Here is an 18,321-nt window from a genome sequence, read left to right on the forward strand (position 1 = left end):
CTGTTAAGGACACTTGGGCAGATGTCAATCTCAACGAGTGAGTTCTGCCAGATAATAGGCAGGATGAGATTATATCAAGCTCTTACACCCAACCAACAGAAACGCTTACCTCGTCTATTGCTGGGAGACAGTCAAATTAATGCAGCTTGTAGAGCATTCGTTTCTGATGTGAATTTCAAGAGTACTGGGGACAGCATTACAGGCTGGCAGCTCTTAAACCTGCTCAATGGTTCTGTAAAGTCAAGTTACATTGATAACTTCTTGGAGAGGAATCTTAACTGTACAGAGTTTGTACAAGGCATTCAACGTGCCAAATTAGGAGATAGTGAATACGCTTGGTTCTTGGGCTGAGTGGATTGTTGATTGAGAGAGGAAGGGACATCATTAAGTTGGTGTCCTTTCTTTATTTCTACCAACTTATTAAACATTGTACATTATGGATATAGATTATACTGTGGGTGAAGTGGAACTGTCCTACAAACCAAAATTTAAAAGTCTGCATCAAGTAACTTGTTCAGAGGATGCTTATAAATACTTGCTTCCTACCTATAAGGAGGGTACAATCTGTTACAAAGAATACTTCAAAGTACTGTTTCTTAACCAAGCCAAGCAAGTTTTAGGTTACACTCTTATATCAGAGGGTGGAATTACTGAAACTTGTGCTGATGTAAGAGTAATTCTACAAGCTGCATTGCTCACCAATTCAGTAGCCATTATCCTTGCACATAATCATCCAAGCGGTAATCTGAAACCAAGCAGGCAGGATATGGAGATTACTAAGCAAGTCAAGGATGCAGCCCAACTTATGAGAATTACAGTTTTAGACCACCTCATACTTACAGATGCAGGATATTACAGCTTCGCTGATGAAGGACAGTTATAGCGTATCATCTTGAAAAGGACATTCAATTTTTAAGTTGGGTGTCCTTACTTACATAAGCTGAATGTTCGTTCAGCATTTGTAACCAACTATTAATAATTGTGAATTATGAAGACATACATAGCATATCTAAGGCAATCCACCATGAAGCAACAAATCTCAGGTCTTGGTGTAGAAGCACAACGAGAGATTATACACAACCATGTGAAGAACCAGCCTATACTTGTTGAGTACATTGAAACGGAGAGTGGGAAGAAATCTAATAGACCTCAACTTCTTGCAGCTTTGGCGATGTGCAGGAAAACCAACTCTATTCTGATTGTAGCCAAATTGGATAGACTATCAAGAAATGTAGCGTTTACTTCCAAGCTGTTGGAGAGTGATGTTGAGATTGTGTTCTGTGACTTTCCACAAGCCAACAGATTAATTCTGCATATCATCAGCAGCATAGCCGAATATGAAGCAGGATTAATCAGTCAGAGAACCAAACAGTCACTTCAAGCCAAAAAAGCAAGGGGTGTAAGGCTCGGTAAATCGGAGAACTTGATGAGTAAATTTGAACAAGCTGTTCAACATAGTATCATTACCAACAAGGCTAAAGCAGATAACAATCCAAATAACATGAGAGCGATAGCACTGTTACGGTCGCTGTCAATGCAAGGCAAATCATTATCTGAAATGACTTGTCTGTTGAATGAGCAAGGCTTTGTTACATCTAAGGGATGCAAGTTTCAGATTACACAAGTCAAGAGATTACTTGTCAGAGCAGGGTTGATGTAGTGAAATCACTTTGAAAGGCAGGACAAATTTAGAGCAAGGTTAGTCTTATATACCCCAATCCAAGTTTGTCCTGCCTCTAAATTCAGTCGGAGAAATTGACTTTAGCTTTATAAATCCATGTGGGTAACAAATTCTAAAATTCACTTCTTATAAGGGGAATTACCATTTTGATACCCGCATGGATTTACAGAGTATGGATGCAAATCTTATTAAATATCCCGTTCAGACCATGTTTGAGAGCATGGAAGTTACTATTAATCCTCACTTCATGCCTATTAATTTAGAACCTTTCGCTATCTTTGCACCAATTCCAATGAACTGATGCGTCAAGGAGTTGGAAGGACATATTTAACGAAAGGTGTTATTGAAATTATCTTCCATTCTCAAATCTCGCAAATTTGACAACGGTACGAAGATGATAGCAGTAGCGCCACATCATGGATATATACCTACCCAATCTTTGGGCTTAGATATTATCTTATGGTGTGGGCTATTGTTTTATCCGTACCAAAGGCAATGCGAGAGCCTGAGAATGAGATAAGACAGTACGTTCCCACACCTTTTTATTTTATAACAGCTTATCGTAGGGAACAGGTGAGCAGAATAAGTCAACAAATATGAAAGCGAAAGATTGGTTCATTCTAATTTTTGCACTAATATGCTTACTGTTTTTAATTTGCTTCTTAGGAGCTGCAATCATTAAAAACTTACCATTAATAATAATAGGAATTATCGTCATTGTTATTATATACTACATTATATCATCACTTTAACAATATGGATATATTCTCAGTTTTTACAGCAGGCCTATTCATTGGAGGATTTATTATAGTTATTATCATGTGCAGTTTTAAAGATTAAATTTTAATTAACAATGAGAACATTTAGATTATTAGCAGCCTCATTATTGGTTGCATTAAGCATGGGAGTTAGTTCCTGTGGCGATGATGTTACGAACGAAATTATTCAACAAGAGCCAGACAATACTTTGGAGTTGTTGCTTGGTACTTGGCAGGGAACAGGTGAAGCAGAGGGTGAAACACTTACCTTTAACAAAGACGACACCTATACAGAAATAAGTGAGAATGAAACTCTAAACGGTACATTTGAGTACTTCCCTAACAGATATATGTTTGTTACTTACTATACAACTGATTGGGGAGAGGAGAATACCATTTACACAGTAGTTAAGATAACAGAAAAGGAACTATACCTTAACGACAACGGACATAGTGATATAGTAATTTATAAACGTAAATAATAACCAATTTAGCAACAATGAGAACATTAAGATTCTTAGGAATGACCTTGTTAATGGTCATGTTAGCTGTAAACTTTACAGCTTGTAGCGATGATGAAGAAGAACAGACAATCATTGACCAAGCCAACCTTATAGGTAAATGGCAGTCCACTTGGGAGAAGATTCACAAAGTGGAGAATGGCAAGGAAGTGGTTACCTCTGATGAAGCCTACACCAATGGCTTAAGAGAGTTCAAAGCTGACGGTACTTGTACAGAAGGCTATGCGGACGGTGGATATACAGAAACAAGTCGCTGGTCTTTGAAAGGCAATAAGCTGACTATCTCTTACGATGACGGTTATTCGGATGTCCTTACTATCAATGAGCTTACAGCTAATAAATTGGTTCTCGCCTTTGAGGATTGGGATAATACGGATGACGGTGGTTTAGAGTTAGACGATATTACTACGACCACCTACAAGAAGATTAACTAATTGCCAAACTAATTTAAGGCAGGGCAGCATTTGAGGGAACTCTTATGCTGCTTCTCTTTTATAGAATGTTCCACAACACCCCATTCGCAAGAATATAACAACCAAAGCATTGCTATTAAAAGAGGAATGATTACCTTTGTCTTAAACTCATAATCAAACAAATTATGGAATACATCAACGAATTTCACAAAGAATGGATAGAACGCACTCGTCAATCAATAGCCTCTTGGAGCAAGCGACCTGCATCGCCAGAAGAAGTAAGGAAGCAGCAGGAGAAACTGAATCAACAGAGGGCTATAAGAGAAGACAAACAGAAGAACTGATAAAGTTTGCCAATGACAATGGTCTATGGATTGACTTATCACACCTCAATATTACTTATATGGATAGAGGTGGTGAGAATGAAGTGTTCCATGATGGTAATGTGTCTGTTGTAAAATTAAATAACTTTGAGTACGCAGGGGATGATTTAGAGAACTTCTTCATCCGCATTGCTGCACATAACAAGTTCTTTGGCAATGTGCCTTATCAAATGATAGGCTTCGCTTATAACAGTCAGCAAGAATTTTGCGCAGTTCTCGTACAACCTTATATATTAGCTGAACGAGAAGCTACGGAAGACGAGATAGCTGCTTATATGCAAGCATTAGGCTTTGAAATGGACTATTACGACGAATACCATAATTCGGATTATGAAGTGTTTGATGCAGTTCCCAATAATGTACTTTATGGCATAGACGGAGATTTATACTTCATTGACACGCAAATTAGATTACGGTCTTAACTCCATTAGGAGTACTCTCATCTAAAGGGTAACGCATAGGCATTTGCCCATGATGCAGCCCTTTTTGATAATTCGTTCTTTTATTTACTAACAAGGAGTTTACCCATTGCTATTATAGTATTGATTAATAACAGCTTGCAAATACTTACAGGGATGCTGTGTCGCTGCTTCTTACGGTATGACGGACACTATGGGGCGTATGCACTCAGACGCTCAGTTCGCTGGTTCTTCATCAGTTCCTGCTCACGTGGAAATGATGGGATTCCTCGGTATCGGTAACAACCCGATGGTAGGATGTACAGTGGCTTGTGCGGTTGACGTAGCTACTGCCTTGAATAAGTAATATAATACATTACTAATATATAAATCCCTGTAACTGTAATGGTTATAGGGATTTTTATTTTATATCCATTACAATACTTATCTCCCTATTCTGATACTCATTTCTTCTTATAATAGGCGGTGATTGAATGATGGCAATAAAATAAAAGCGCAATTCAGATTGCTAATGAGTTGTGCTTTTATTATTTTTGCCTTTGGTATCTTAGTGTTAAACGAATAACTACATACGCACTATGAAACAGATATTATTTTTATTACTAATAACCCTATGTTCTTGCCATTCCACTACTTCTAAGAAAGGGCAAGAAAATGAAGCAGACAGCATCCTATTACAAGAAGAGTTGTATCCAGACAGTATTTTTAAATCTAAACCTATTCCAACGGAAGAAGAACAAGAACAACCATCGGAAACAACATCCTTTGTCCTGCAACCTGTTCCGCGTGATATTCCTACAGGAGAAGCCGTCAGCCCTACTTCACTTTCCATGCAGACAGAATACGATTATTATCCACTGTCAACTACAGAAGTGAAACTAACCGTTACCAATTATTCCCAACAAGAGTATATGTGTGGAAACGATTACAGCCTTACCTATTACAATAATGATAAACGACAATGGGAAACATTGCCGACCGACCCGATCATTGAAGATATAGTTTGGATATTAGACCCTGAATATCCTTCGGGAGAACAGACAATCAAGCTTTATACTTCCGAAGTTCCTAATCGTGCTGGCAAATATCGTATCTACAAAACTTTCAACAGAAACGCCCAAGTTGCTTATGCAGAGTTTGAATTAGTTGGTGAAGCCGGAGCCAAACGGCTGAGAAAACAGATGGATGCCGCTTCCTGGAATGGCAAGACAATTTCATCACAGAATATTTATGGCTCTGGTATGCGCGGTGATTCAATCTTTGTGGATCTGATTAATAATTCCATTCATTTTCAAAAATTATTCAGAAAGGAGATGCTTAACTATTCTGCCATTAACTATGGAGCAGTACGCAAACCTTCCCCCTTTACACAAAGAGCATATACCGACACACTGCAAATAAGCATGAAAACCGAGAAGCCTGTTTACCCGATTGGAACAGAAAGTGTAAATGTAATACTAACCAACAAGAACTTGAGCCAACAAAATTTATTCTTTGGCGAATATTATTTTGTAGCACGCAAACAGGGAGAACAATGGATACCATTACATGACAACAGTTTGGTACACGACATTGGCATTATATTGAAACCTGACGGTGATTACCATTTCAAAGCCAAACTCTATCCATTGTTCAATGACAATACTTCCGGTCAATATCGGGTTTACAAGGAAGTTGAATTTAACGGTACAAATAAGAAGTGGTATATGGCAGCAGAATTCAAGATTGAATAAAAATAATAGCATAAAACCATTACTGTTTTTTAGACAGATTAATATCCTTACAAGTATCTGTCACGCCTATATACCTGTTATAAGAAAACAAAAACTATACACAGTAACAGATAAAACGAAGTATAACCTATTAGTCCTCAGCATGAAACTTTTAGTTTCGCTACAGGAAACAAAAATTCCAACTGGCAAAACATCTATTTTCCTTTCACTATCTTTATATTAAGATAGAATGCGGCTCGGCACAGTCAAGTTTGAAAACTGTGTTTTCACTTGCCTCTGCTCTCGCCTTTCACTATCTTTGCCGCATGAAAACGGAATTAAAGGAAAACGGAGGGCTCCCGGCACATATACTCTGGACGCTTGCTATCGTGGCAGGTGTCTCTGTAGCCAATCTGTACTATAACCAACCCTTACTGAACGTAATACGCCACGAGCTGGGCGTGTCCGAGTTCAAAACCAACCTTATCGCCATGATAACGCAAGTGGGCTATGCTATCGGTTTGCTGTTCATCGTGCCATTGGGCGACCTCTACCAGCGGAAAAAGATTATCCTGACAAACTTTACCTTATTGATATTCTCGCTCATCGCCATAGGTGCGGCCCCCGACATCTACATCATATGGGGAGCTTCGCTCATCACCGGAATCTGCTCCATGATACCGCAGATCTTCGTGCCGATAGCTTCCCAGTTTTCCCGTCCGGAGAATAAAGGACGCAACGTAGGCATCGTCATATCCGGTCTGCTCACCGGCATACTCGCCTCGCGCGTCGTCAGCGGGTTTGTCGGCGAAGTGCTGGGTTGGCGCGAAATGTACTTCATTGCGGCAGGCATGATGATGCTGTGCGCCATTGCCGTGCTGAAAATACTGCCGGACATACAGCCTACATTCCAGGGAAAGTACGGCGATTTGATGAAATCCCTGTTCTCCCTTATCAAAGACTATCCGTCTTTGCGCATCTACTCCATACGCGCAGGCATTGCATTCGGCTCTTTCCTCGCGATGTGGTCGTGCCTCGCATTCAAAATGGGACAAGCCCCGTTCTATGCCGACAGTGATGTTATCGGCATTTTGGGACTATGCGGAATAGCAGGTGCATCTACCGCATCCCTCGTAGGGAAATATGTGAAAAAAGTAGGAATACGCAACTTCAACTTTATCGGCTGCGGTCTGATTCTACTGGCATGGGCATTGCTCTACTTCTGCGGCAACACCTATGCCGGCATCATTGCCGGCGTGCTACTGATAGATATCGGCATGCAGTGCATCCAGCTCAGTAACCAAACGAGCATTTTCGATATATGCCCTTCGGCATCCAACCGGGTAAACACTATTTTCATGACAACCTATTTCACCGGCGGTTCATTGGGGACCTTCCTCGCCGGCAGTTGCTGGCAGACCTGGGGCTGGGTAGGAGTAGCAGGCATAGGCACGGTGCTGACCCTGCTGTCTCTTCTGATTACCATCTGCCACAAAGAGCAACAGCATGCCCTATTCCCTTGATATTTTTTCATGGAAAACGCAAAAGAAATTTCAAATTGCTTTGATTTTCTCCATAATTATTATACATTTGTCGAATACAGATTTAATTAATAAACATTTATCTAAAATCATCTAATTATGGAAACACACAAGAAAATCACAGTGACAGGAGTTCTTTCCGAAGGTATCGGCTTAGGCATTAAAAATGCAGTATCCATGTTGGGAGCTACTGTTCTCTGGCTGCTCACTATTTGGATTCCTTACCTGAATGTAGGCACAACCATCGCTATGAACACCATTCCCATTGAATTGAGCAAAGGAAAGGTTATTTCCCCCTTATTCATCTTCGACGGGAAATACCGTAAGTACATGGGGGAATATTTCACCTTGATAGGTTTGATGTACCTTGCCATTATTCCCGCCTTGTTTTTCATGATTATACCGGGGATCATCATATCCATAGGCTGGTCGCTCGCAATCTACATCTTACTCGATAAAGGCGTGGCTCCGGGCGAAGCCATGATTCGAAGCAACAAAGCCACTTACGGTTACAAATGGACTATCTTCGGCGTATCATTCCTGTTGGGACTGGCTTTCTATGTCCTTATGATGATTATCTTCAACATAGCAAGCGGCGGATTTGCAATGCTCCTTCTCTTCATCATTGCCATTGTATACACTGTGGCAGCACTTGGATGTACCGCTGTCATTTACCGCAACCTGACGGCAGAAGCACAGCCGGAAGCAACGGAAACTGCGGCAGAAGTATAAACAGCTATTGAAAAACACACCCCAAAGCCCCTTTCGCTTTTAAGAGGGTATGTCAAAACTAAAATTCGCTTACGATTTTTTAGGCACGGAATTACACAGAATTCACGGAAACACAAATTACACGGAAAACACAGATTTTCTTTATTCTTTTTTCGTGAAATCCGTGTAATTCCGTACCTAAAAGAAATCATTAAATGTATTTTGACCCCCTCATACGGAACAGCGAAAGGGGCTATTGTCTGTCGATATTTCCTCTTCTTATCTCGATACTCGTCCCGATGTATTTCCATTCATCAGGCTTTCCACCTCATCCACCGTCACCAGATTGAAGTCTCCATAAACGGTATTTTTTAATGCGGAAGCGGCAAGAGCAAAATCCAATGCCTTCCGGTCATCATCCGGATAAGTGATCAGACCGTATATCATACCACCCACAAAAGCATCACCAGCGCCTACACGGTCTGTTTCATGTTCAATATCATAAATGCCTGTATGCTTCAAAGTGCCGTCGGAATAAAGAACAGCAGCAAGCACGTTATGATTGGATGTTATGGAATTACGCAATTCCAGAAACACTTTTTGACAACGTGGGACAAGTCGCTCCACCTCTTGTCCGAACTTCTCGAAAGATGGCAAATCAGACTCAAAAGAAACATCGGCGGTATCAACAGCTCTAAATCCTACGGGCTGTATGCCGAGAATCTCCTGATACTCAGGTTCTGCGCCGAAAATGACATCGCTGTACTGCACCAACGGCTGCATCACTTCGGCAGCAGTACAACCGTAGTTCCAAAGTTTCTTGCGGAAATTCAAATCACACGAGATGGTAAGCCCCATACGGTCGGCTATTTCAAGCGCTTCCCGGCAAGCGTCGGCTCCCTCTTGCGAAAGGGCGGCAGCAATGCCCGACCAATGAAACCAGCCTGCATCGGCAAAAATGGTTTCCCAATCGATCATACCCGGACGAAGCGTGGCGAAAGAAGAACCCTCGCGGTCGTACACCACATTGGAGTTTCGGAAAGCTGCGCCGCATTCCAGATAATACAATCCCAAACGTTTACCGCCAAATACAATGCCGTCCGTCCCCAGCCCACTGGCACGAAGCGAATTGATACATGCACGCGACACGGCATTATCGGGCAGACGGGTAACAAATTCCGTAGGAATGCCGAAGTGCGCCAAAGACACTGCCACATTAGCCTCACTGCCACCATATGTAGCAATAAATTCATTAGTCTGCGAAAAGCGGCGGAAACCGGGCGTAGTAAGCCGTAGCATAACTTCACCGAAAGTAACGACTTTCTTATCGGTGGAAAGGGATTTCTTTTTCATAAGTCTTATATATTCAAAAGCATCAATGGGAAGTCAAATATACTATCAAAATTCCAAGTAAACGCAAAGAATTGATAATATTTATTGGCAGGAAAGGAAAATAGAAAGGTATTAGGCAGTTTTGTTGTATTTTTGTCACGTCATATTTACAGTAAGATTATCGCATGAGTACAACAAAGAAAATTCCTTCTCCTCTTGTATCCTTTCTCCCTATCGTCCTCTTAATAGGAATGCTGTTTGCCACCATCCGCACTTTCGGCAGTGACGCTTTGAGCGGCGGAAGCCAGATATCCCTGCTCACCACCACAGCCGTTTGTGTCTTTATAGGCGTAGCTTTCTACCGGATTCCCTGGAGAGATTACGAAATAGCCATTACCAACAATGTGGCGGGAGTGACTTCCGCCATTATCATACTGCTGATTATCGGTGCGCTGAGCGGCGTATGGATGATTAGCGGAGTAGTCCCTACTCTCATATACTACGGAATGCAGATTATACATCCGGACTTCTTCCTCACCTCCACCTGCGTTATCTGCGCATTGGTGTCCATCATGACGGGAAGTTCGTGGACCACCATCGCCACTATCGGCATCGCCCTCCTGGGAATAGGCAAGGCGCAAGGGTTTGAAGAGGGCTGGATTGCAGGTGCCATTATTTCGGGAGCGTATTTCGGCGATAAAGTATCGCCGCTGTCGGATACAACGGTACTTGCCGCATCCGTCACGGACACTCCGCTGTTCCGCCATATCCGCTACATGATGATTACCACCATTCCGTCGCTCGTCATTACGCTGGTTATCTTTACGGTAATGGGATTTGCCTGCGAAACCAGCGGTACGGAGCAGATAGCCGAGTTTACCGCATCGCTGAATGCCAGATTCCACATTACGCCGTGGCTGCTGATTGTTCCGGTGGTTACGGGGATATTGATTGCACGTAAAGTACCCTCTATCATCACCCTGTTTCTATCCACGCTGCTGGCTGCAACTTTCGCCATTATATTCCAGCCCGAACTGCTGCATGAGATTTCCGGAAACAATGATTTGTTTGAAGGAACAATGATGAGCCTGTACGGCAGTACCAGCCTGCAAAGTGACAGTGCCATGCTGACAGAGCTGATTGCCACACGGGGCATGGCGGGAATGATGAACACGATATGGCTCATTATCTGCGCCATGTGTTTCGGTGGAGCAATGACGGCAAGCGGCATGCTGGGAAGCATCACTTCCGTATTCGTCCGGTTCATGAAGAATACGGTCAGTGTGGTAGCATCCACCGTCGGTTCGGGAATATTTCTCAATCTTGCCACAGCCGACCAATACATCAGCATCATCCTTACCGGAAACATGTTCAGCAACATCTACGAGAAGAAAGGATACGAAAGCCGCCTGCTGAGCCGCACCACGGAAGACGCCGTTACCGTAACCTCAGCCCTCATCCCGTGGAACACGTGCGGAATGACTCAGGCCACCATTCTGAGCGTACCCACACTGACCTATCTCCCTTATTGTTTCTTCAACCTCATCAGCCCGCTGATGAGCATACTCGTTGCGGCAATCGGATATAAGATAGTGAGAAGGAAATAACTTCATAGCCCCGCCGCCGGCTCCTTAAATCTCATAAAATTAAAAAAGAGAGTGAACAATCGCGGATGGGCATTGTTCTTGCAATAAACTTATAACGAACAATATAATTTAAACCTAAACAAAAATTAAGTATGAAAAAGTTTATTGCATTAGCAGCATTAGTATTGACGAGCATGGTGACAACCACCGTGTATGCACAAGAGAGTAACGCACAACGCCGTGCAGACCGCAAAGCCCAAAGAGACGCAGAGCGCGCACGCCTGAAAGCGGAACAGCAGGCAGCCGACGCTGTTTCCTACGATGATGCCGTAGCAGCGCTGAAAGCACAGAAGTTTGTATTGGAAGCCAACCAGGTAATGTTCCGCAACGGGCAGACGGCTTTCGTCACTTCCAACACAAACTTCGTATTGGTAAATCAGGCACGCGGTACGGTACAGGTGGCTTTCAACACGGTTTATCCCGGTCCTAACGGTATCGGCGGCGTAACAGTGGACGGAACGGTATCGGACATGAAAATGTCTACCGACAAACGCGGCAACATCAACTGCAATTTCAGCATCCAGGGTATCGGCATCTCCGCACAGATATTCCTTACGCTGACCAACGGCGGCAATAATGCAACCGTTACCATCAGCCCGAACTTCAACTCCAATACTATGACTTTAAGTGGCAGCCTGCTGCCGTTGAACCAATCGAATATCTTTAAGGGACGTTCCTGGTAGGCCTATTACAATATATATATTCTCAACTCCGCTGCAAGTCGCTTAAAAAGTGTACATTTGCAGCGGAGTTTTATATATTATATTCATCATGAGAGAATTTATCATCGCGGACAATCAAGATATAACCAAAGCAGGCATGATGTTTCTGTTGAGCAAACAGAAAGACACCGCCTTGCTGCTGGAAGCCGACAATAAAGCGGAGCTTATACAACAGCTACGGTTACATCCCGAAGCGGTGGTTATATTGGACTATACACTGTTTGACTTTACCGGCGCCGATGAACTGATTGTATTGCACGAACGCTTCAAAACAGCGGACTGGTTACTGTTTTCCGACGAACTGAGCGTCGGCTTTCTGCGACAAGTATTGTTCAGCAGCATGGCGTTCGGAGTAGTGCTGAAGGATAATTCCAAAGAAGAGATACTCACAGCACTGCAATGCGCTTCACGTAAGGAACGCTTTATATGTAATCACGTCAGCAACTTATTACTCTCGGGAAATAACCAGTCAGCTGCTCCCCACCCCGCTCTGCAAAACGCTCTGCTGACGCCTGCCGAAAGAAGTATTCTGAAAGAGATTGCATTAGGAAAAACGACCAAAGAAATAGCAGCCGAAAGAAACCTCAGTTTCCATACCGTGAACAGCCACCGGAAAAACATCTTCAGAAAACTGAATGTGAACAATGCCCACGAAGCTACGAAATATGCTATGAAAGCGGGCATTGTGGATTTGGTGGAGTACTATATCTGATTTCCCCGCTTCCGATACAAAGCTTGGCAGCCTCATCATATACAACGCCAAACTGGCCGGGAGCTATGCCCTGCAACTTCTCATCTGAAACAATACGATAGCCTGTTTCGTCCTGCCACAGCCTGCCGCCGATAAATCCGGGAGCATGGCGTATCTTGAACGTAACCGGAATCTCATCTTTAATGCCTTCCCACGGATTTTCCGTAATAAAATGAAAATCCTGCATACTGAACTCATGTCCGTATTGCAGTTCCGTATCATATCCGTGCGACACATAAATTACATTCTCGTCCGTATCTTTACGAACCACAAACCAAGGTCCGCCACTCAAGCCCAAGCCTTTACGCTGACCGATAGTATGAAACCAATAACCGCGATGCGTACCCAGTATCTTTCCCGTTTCCAACTCAACAATCCGGCCTTCCTTTTCTCCGAGGAAACGACGGACAAAGTCATTATAATTAATCCGTCCCAAGAAACAGATTCCTTGACTGTCCCGTCTTCGGGCACTGGGCAACTGAGCTTTCAAAGCAATATCGCGCACTTCCTGTTTCATCAGTCCGCCCAACGGGAACATCAGTTTGGACACTTGCAGGTAGTCTATCTGCGCAAGAAAGTCCGTCTGGTCTTTTACGGGGTCGAGGGCTGTTCCCAGCCAGGTCTTTCCATTCTGCAGAACGGTAGTAGCATAATGTCCGGTTGCCGTAAAGTCGAAGTGCCTGCCGACCAGCTGTTCAAAGCAACCGAATTTAATCAGCTTGTTGCACATCACATCCGGATTCGGAGTGAACCCGCGGCTAACTTTTTCAATAGCATAAGCGGCTACATTATCCCAGTACTCCCGATGTAAATCGACGACTTCCAGCGAAAGACCGTAACGGCGCGCTACGGCAGAAGCCATCTCCAGGTCTTCCTCTGCCGAACAGTCCATATACTCGGCATCATCCTTTCCTATCTTTATATAAAACAGAGAGGGACGGTGACCTTGCTCACAAAGGAGATGTACGACAACCGAACTGTCAACACCCCCGGATAATAAAACGGCAATATTCATATTAATAATGTATCTAACATTTCATCCGACGAACAAATGGTTTCATCGGACGAAATGCTCTTTTGTTCCGGACTTAAATTTTCTCCAACGCTTGGGACAAATCATCCAACAAGTCATCTATATGCTCTGTCCCGACGGAAAGGCGTACCGTTCCCGGCTTGATGCCCTGCTCTGCCAATTCCTGTTCATTCAATTGCGAATGGGTGGTAGTAGCGGGATGTATGACAAGCGACTTTACATCTGCCACATTTGCCAATAATGAGAATATCTGCAAGTTGTCAATAAATGTCTGAGCTTCCTTCTCTCCACCCTTTACCTCAAAGGTAAAGATGGAACCTGCTCCTTTCGGGAAATACTTCCAGTATAACGCATGGTCCGGATGATTTGGTAAAGACGGGTGGTTCACGGCCGCCACTTTAGGATGATTCTTCAAAAACTCCACCACTCTCAGCGCATTCTCCACATGGCGTTCCACACGCAAAGAGAGTGTTTCCAAACCCTGCAAAAGAATAAAGGCATTGAAAGGACTGATGGCAGCTCCGGTATCACGCAACAAAACGGCACGGATACGGACAGCATATGCAGCCGCACCTGCCGCATCGGTAAAGCGCACGCCATGATAGCTCGGATCGGGTTCGGTCAGTTGCGGAAATTTACCGGAAGCAACCCAATCGAACTTGCCGCCATCTACAATAACACCGCCTAAAGAAGTGCCATGCCCGCCAATGAATTTTGTGGCGGAATGTATCACAATATCAGCGCCATGTTCGATAGGGCGAATCAGATAAGGAGTACCGAATGTATTGTCGATAATCAAAGGGATTTTATGACGATGAGCGATTTCGGCAACAGCATCAATATCAATAACATTGGAGTTAGGATTTCCCAATGTCTCGATAAATACGGCCTTTGTATTCTCCTGAACAGCTTTCTCGAAGTTGGATAAATCGCTCGGATCAACAAAGGTGGTCGTGACACCGTAAGCCGGTAATGTATGCGCCAGCAGATTGTATGTTCCGCCATAAATGGTTTTGGCGGCTACGATGTGGTCACCTGCACGCGTAATATTCTCGAAAGCATAGGTCACAGCCGCTGCACCGGAAGCAACCGCCAGCCCTGCAACACCGCCTTCAAGGGCGGCAACACGTTGCTCGAATACTCCTTGTGTGGGATTCGTCAGTCTGCCGTAGATATTCCCCGGCTCTTGCAACGCAAAGCGGGCGGCTGCATGTGCCGAGTTGCGGAATACATACGAAGTAGTCTGATAAATAGGTACGGCACGCGCATCTGTAGCGGGGTCGGGCTGTTCTTGTCCTGCATGAAGTTGCAGTGTCTCAAAATGTAAATTCTTTGTGTCCATTGTCAGTTGTATTTATGAGAGGATAAAAGCCTGTTTCCAATCCTCCCCGATTTATACTCGGATGTTGCAAAGATAGAGGGATAAAACCAAGCAAGCTATGACATACAATAGGGAATTTTATACCATATTTGTGGTAGATACAAGAAGTATTCGCTATTTTTGCGGACGAAAACCAAATGATATAGAGACTGATGAAGATAAGGAAGCTATTATATTTTCCCTTACTGGGACTCCTTGCACTGACAAGCCTGTTTTCCTGCGGAGAAGACCGCTGGAAAGAATACTATCCGCTGACAGGGCGCGACCTGTGGATGGACAGCCTGATGCGGGAAGTCTACTTATGGTACGAGGATATTCCGGCTGCCAACAGTCTGAACTATTTTCAGGCTCCGGACGCTTTCTTAAAGAGTATCTTATCAAAAAACGATAAAGGTTTTTCCACCGTCGATTCAATAATGGATACGCCGCTGCCAAGTTATGGTTTTGACTACACATTATATAAAGTGGCTACCAGCGACACAACCTATACTGCCCTCATATCATACGTGGCAAACAACTCTCCCGCCGAGGATGCCGGACTGGAACGCGGCAACTGGATAATGCTTGTCGACGGTGACTCCATCACCAAAAAGACGGAAGAAAGGCTTATAGATGGCGGTGCACGAACATTGCGCATCGGAAAGTATGTGATAGTAAAAGAGGAGAACAACGGCGACACAGAGGGGGATACGGAAAACGGAGAGAACGAAGAAGAAGATAAAGAGGTAGGAATCATACAGGAAACAGGAGATGTTGCACTCCCGGCAGTCCGTCCGGTAACGGAGAGCGCCATTTATGACACTAATTTTATACAACTGGAAGGCACTGATTACAAGATAGCCTATCTGGCATACAACTCTTTCACTGCCGGCACTGCGGAACAGAGTGAGAAGTACAACAATGAGTTACGTGCTTTCTCCCAAGAATGCAAGCAACGCGGCATTAATAATCTCGTACTCGACTTCCGCTATAATTCCGGTGGAGAAATGGAATGCGTGCAACTTCTCGCAGATATCCTTGTACCTGCCGATAAATTGGAAAGTCCTTTTGCTTTCTTGCAATATAATGATAAGCAAAGCGCCCAAAACCGTGACCTGATATTGGACTCCCAACTTTTGCAAGGCGGAGTCAATCTGAATCTGCCCACCGTTTATATCATCACAAGCGGAACCACTGCCGGTGCAGCGGAAATGCTTATTAACTGCCTGAAACCCTATATGAAGGTAGTGCTCATCGGACAGACAACCAAAGGAGAATACGTGGCTACGGAAACTTTCATCAATCCCAAATACCCCTGGGCGGTACGTCCGGTCGTATGCGAAGTATTCAACTCCAACGGAGAAGCGGACTATAGTGCAGGCTTTAAGCCGGATATTGCTATCAACGAAACATCCTACCTGCAATACTATCTGCCTTTAGGCGAGCCTGACGAAATTTTGCTCCATACAGCCCTGCAAGTCATAGCTGGAATTGTCGAGTTGCCGACCCCAAAAACAGGCACTGCCATAGTCCGGAGTTTCACCACTCAAAAGAACCTGCGCAAGGGGTTGATTGTCAAATAGCAGAAACAATGAATTAAACAACGGAAATAATGAGAAAAATAGTCTTTGCATTGTCGGTTGTACTCACAGTAATGACAGCTTGTGAAGACAATAATGACTCTACCATCAACGGAAACCGCTCTGCCGTACCCTTTTCCAAAATTCAATTATCGGAAAAAAGTGCCTATGAAGCGGGAGTACCTACAGTAACCACCACTCAAACCTACTCATACAGTCAGGGACAATTGACCGGATGTACTATCGTACAAAGTTATTCGGTTCAAGGCGAACCGATGTGCATTGAAAACGCAGCATCAGTAACTTATAGTGAACATCAGGCTGTAGTAACGGATAATTTCGGCAATGTGTCAGTCTATACCCTGGACGACAAAGGATACGCCACCTCATGTACACGGCAGGAAAACGGTACGGTCCGCACCTATACTTTCTCGTATTTCACCGCTCCGGAAGGTAAATATTACCTGAACAACATAACCGAAAGCATCAATGACGGCGTACACGCATCCATCGACATAGACTACGGCAACTATCAGGCATTGCGCATCCTACAAAAGACAGATACTTACGAGCAGGCATATACGGCTACCACCCCGGCAAATGACGGAATAAATAATCAATCAGGAGTTCCTTGCCTGTTTCTTGCCGAATTATATCCGCTTTCGCTACATACAGCCGCTCTATACGGGAAATTCCTGGGAGAGCCGTTTCCTATTTTAATAGACCGGATTATCCCCGATGGAAATAAAGAGGTCACCAATTATATCTTCTCTTTTGACAAACGCAATCTCATGACTTCCTGCAAAGAGGTCATAAACAGTTACGGCACGGATTATACCCGTACCGTAAGCTATGTGATTGAGTAATCATCTGCTAAAGAATTTGCAGAAAAACAGAATGTGATAATCTATGGAATTATTCCAATACGTACCGGTATGACCGCCGGGACGTGTTATAAAATCGTGGTCTATCTTGCACTCCAGCAACCTTTTGTGCAGACTCCTGTTCACATCAAGGAAGAAATCGCTTTCACCGCAATCGACAATCAGAGCCAAATCGCCGTTCTTCAGTTTATCAACCTGATTGATTACCGTATGACTATCCCATACCGCCTCATTGGCGGCAAGCTCGCCCAACTGCTTCTTCATTTCCCAGTTATCAGGAAACGGACGGATATCCACTCCGCCACTCATACTTCCCGCCGCACCGAATATGTCGCTGTGGCGGATGGCATTCCACAACGCACCGTGTCCACCCATACTCAAACCACTGATGGCACGCGCACTCTTCTTGGGAATCGTAGCATAATGCTCATCCGTATACTTCACCAGTTCCGAAGAGATGAAAGTTTCATAACGATAAGCGGAATTCCGGGGACTGTCCCAATACCAACTGTTCTTACCATCGGGACATGCGAATATTACGCCTTTTTCATCGGCAACCCGAGGCAGCTCCGGCTTGACGCCAATCCATGTACGTGCGTTGCCTCCATAACCGTGCAACAGATAGATTACCGGACAAGCTTGCGGATTTCCGGCAACGGCCTTATCCGGAAGGATATAAACCACCTTTACCTCCCTGTTCATCGAAGGACTTTTTACAAACACAGTGTCTACACGTGCGGCATGTACACTTAAAGCCAGCACTTGCAATAAGAATACGAACAGATAAAGTTTGTTTTTCATGCTATTTTGTTTAATCTTCTTAAGGAACGGCAATATTAATAATAAATATCCAAAAAACATTATCTTTGTACAC

18 protein-coding genes and 1 pseudogene are annotated in these 18,321 nt (G+C 43.9%); 15 read left to right on the forward strand and 4 right to left on the reverse strand.

Annotated elements, in window-relative coordinates; genetic code table 11:
• From H8S52_RS05490 to H8S52_RS05535, 10 genes and pseudogenes are all read left to right on the forward strand, one after another.
• Positions 1-351 (forward strand): DUF3871 family protein (locus H8S52_RS05490; protein WP_186909428.1); only part of this gene is annotated, 351 nt, incomplete at its 5' end.
• 85 nt (positions 352-436) lie between these two features.
• Positions 437-883, forward strand: a complete 447-nt coding sequence (locus tag H8S52_RS05495; protein ID WP_118207216.1) for a JAB domain-containing protein — start codon at positions 437-439, stop codon at positions 881-883.
• Positions 884-988: 105 nt separating this feature from the next.
• Positions 989-1,660, forward strand: coding sequence for a recombinase family protein (locus H8S52_RS05500; RefSeq protein WP_016661389.1), 672 nt, complete (start codon positions 989-991; stop codon positions 1,658-1,660).
• 874 nt (positions 1,661-2,534) lie between these two features.
• Positions 2,535-2,921: a hypothetical protein gene (locus H8S52_RS05505; RefSeq protein WP_117667214.1), complete on the forward strand. Its 387-nt coding sequence runs from the start codon at positions 2,535-2,537 to the stop codon at positions 2,919-2,921.
• Positions 2,922-2,938: 17 nt separating this feature from the next.
• Positions 2,939-3,394, forward strand: coding sequence for a lipocalin family protein (locus tag H8S52_RS05510; protein ID WP_016661393.1), 456 nt, complete (start codon positions 2,939-2,941; stop codon positions 3,392-3,394).
• Positions 3,395-3,587: 193 nt separating this feature from the next.
• Positions 3,588-4,178 carry a hypothetical protein gene (locus H8S52_RS05515; protein ID WP_005832800.1) on the forward strand — a complete coding sequence of 197 codons (591 nt, stop codon included), beginning with the start codon at positions 3,588-3,590 and terminating at the stop codon, positions 4,176-4,178.
• Between the two features lie 166 nt (positions 4,179-4,344).
• Positions 4,345-4,521 (forward strand): annotated as a pseudogene (locus tag H8S52_RS05520) (GGGtGRT protein); the annotation flags it as partial.
• A 232-nt stretch (positions 4,522-4,753) separates the two neighbouring features.
• A complete protein-coding gene (locus H8S52_RS05525; RefSeq protein ID WP_186909429.1) occupies positions 4,754-5,908 on the forward strand; it encodes an immunoglobulin-like domain-containing protein in 1,155 nt (384 codons plus the stop codon).
• 305 nt (positions 5,909-6,213) lie between these two features.
• A complete protein-coding gene (locus H8S52_RS05530) occupies positions 6,214-7,410 on the forward strand; it encodes an MFS transporter (protein ID WP_186909430.1) in 1,197 nt (398 codons plus the stop codon).
• Between the two features lie 117 nt (positions 7,411-7,527).
• A complete protein-coding gene (locus tag H8S52_RS05535; protein WP_005654735.1) occupies positions 7,528-8,160 on the forward strand; it encodes a hypothetical protein in 633 nt (210 codons plus the stop codon).
• 258 nt (positions 8,161-8,418) lie between these two features.
• Here the strand turns inward: H8S52_RS05535 and H8S52_RS05540 are convergent, their stop codons facing one another.
• Positions 8,419-9,492, reverse strand: a complete 1,074-nt coding sequence (locus H8S52_RS05540) for a sugar kinase (protein ID WP_005654731.1) — start codon at positions 9,490-9,492, stop codon at positions 8,419-8,421.
• Between the two features lie 164 nt (positions 9,493-9,656).
• Here H8S52_RS05540 and nhaC point away from each other — a divergent pair, with 164 nt between their 5' ends.
• From nhaC to H8S52_RS05555, 3 genes are all read left to right on the forward strand, one after another.
• Positions 9,657-11,078 (forward strand): Na+/H+ antiporter NhaC, encoded by a 1,422-nt coding sequence (gene nhaC / locus H8S52_RS05545; protein WP_117906318.1) that lies wholly within the window; start codon positions 9,657-9,659, stop codon positions 11,076-11,078.
• Between the two features lie 131 nt (positions 11,079-11,209).
• Positions 11,210-11,800: a DUF4251 domain-containing protein gene (locus tag H8S52_RS05550; RefSeq protein ID WP_016661400.1), complete on the forward strand. Its 591-nt coding sequence runs from the start codon at positions 11,210-11,212 to the stop codon at positions 11,798-11,800.
• 88 nt (positions 11,801-11,888) lie between these two features.
• Positions 11,889-12,551 (forward strand): response regulator transcription factor, encoded by a 663-nt coding sequence (locus tag H8S52_RS05555; RefSeq protein ID WP_186909431.1) that lies wholly within the window; start codon positions 11,889-11,891, stop codon positions 12,549-12,551.
• Here the strand turns inward: H8S52_RS05555 and mnmA are convergent.
• Both mnmA and H8S52_RS05565 read right to left on the reverse strand, forming a co-directional pair.
• The gene (gene mnmA / locus H8S52_RS05560; protein ID WP_186909432.1) at positions 12,508-13,605 is read right to left on the reverse strand and encodes a tRNA 2-thiouridine(34) synthase MnmA; all 1,098 of its coding nucleotides are present in this window, start codon (positions 13,603-13,605) and stop codon (positions 12,508-12,510) included. The genes H8S52_RS05555 and mnmA overlap by 44 nt on opposite strands.
• Before the next feature lie 73 nt (positions 13,606-13,678).
• Positions 13,679-14,965 carry an O-acetylhomoserine aminocarboxypropyltransferase/cysteine synthase family protein gene (locus tag H8S52_RS05565; RefSeq protein WP_186909433.1) on the reverse strand — a complete coding sequence of 429 codons (1,287 nt, stop codon included), beginning with the start codon at positions 14,963-14,965 and terminating at the stop codon, positions 13,679-13,681.
• Between the two features lie 191 nt (positions 14,966-15,156).
• Here H8S52_RS05565 and H8S52_RS05570 point away from each other — a divergent pair, with 191 nt between their 5' ends.
• Positions 15,157-16,566: a S41 family peptidase gene (locus H8S52_RS05570; RefSeq protein ID WP_186909434.1), complete on the forward strand. Its 1,410-nt coding sequence runs from the start codon at positions 15,157-15,159 to the stop codon at positions 16,564-16,566.
• Positions 16,567-16,595: 29 nt separating this feature from the next.
• The gene (locus H8S52_RS05575) at positions 16,596-17,429 is read left to right on the forward strand and encodes a DUF4595 domain-containing protein (RefSeq protein WP_186909435.1); all 834 of its coding nucleotides are present in this window, start codon (positions 16,596-16,598) and stop codon (positions 17,427-17,429) included.
• Here the strand turns inward: H8S52_RS05575 and H8S52_RS05580 are convergent, their stop codons facing one another.
• Complete coding sequence (locus tag H8S52_RS05580; RefSeq protein WP_186909436.1) at positions 17,430-18,248, reverse strand: alpha/beta hydrolase family protein; 819 nt, start codon at positions 18,246-18,248, stop codon at positions 17,430-17,432.
• Positions 18,249-18,321: the final 73 nt, after the last annotated feature.

It is taken from the genome of Bacteroides sp. NSJ-48 (assembly GCF_014287405.1).
Taxonomy (GTDB): Bacteria; Bacteroidota; Bacteroidia; order Bacteroidales; family Bacteroidaceae; genus Bacteroides; species Bacteroides stercoris.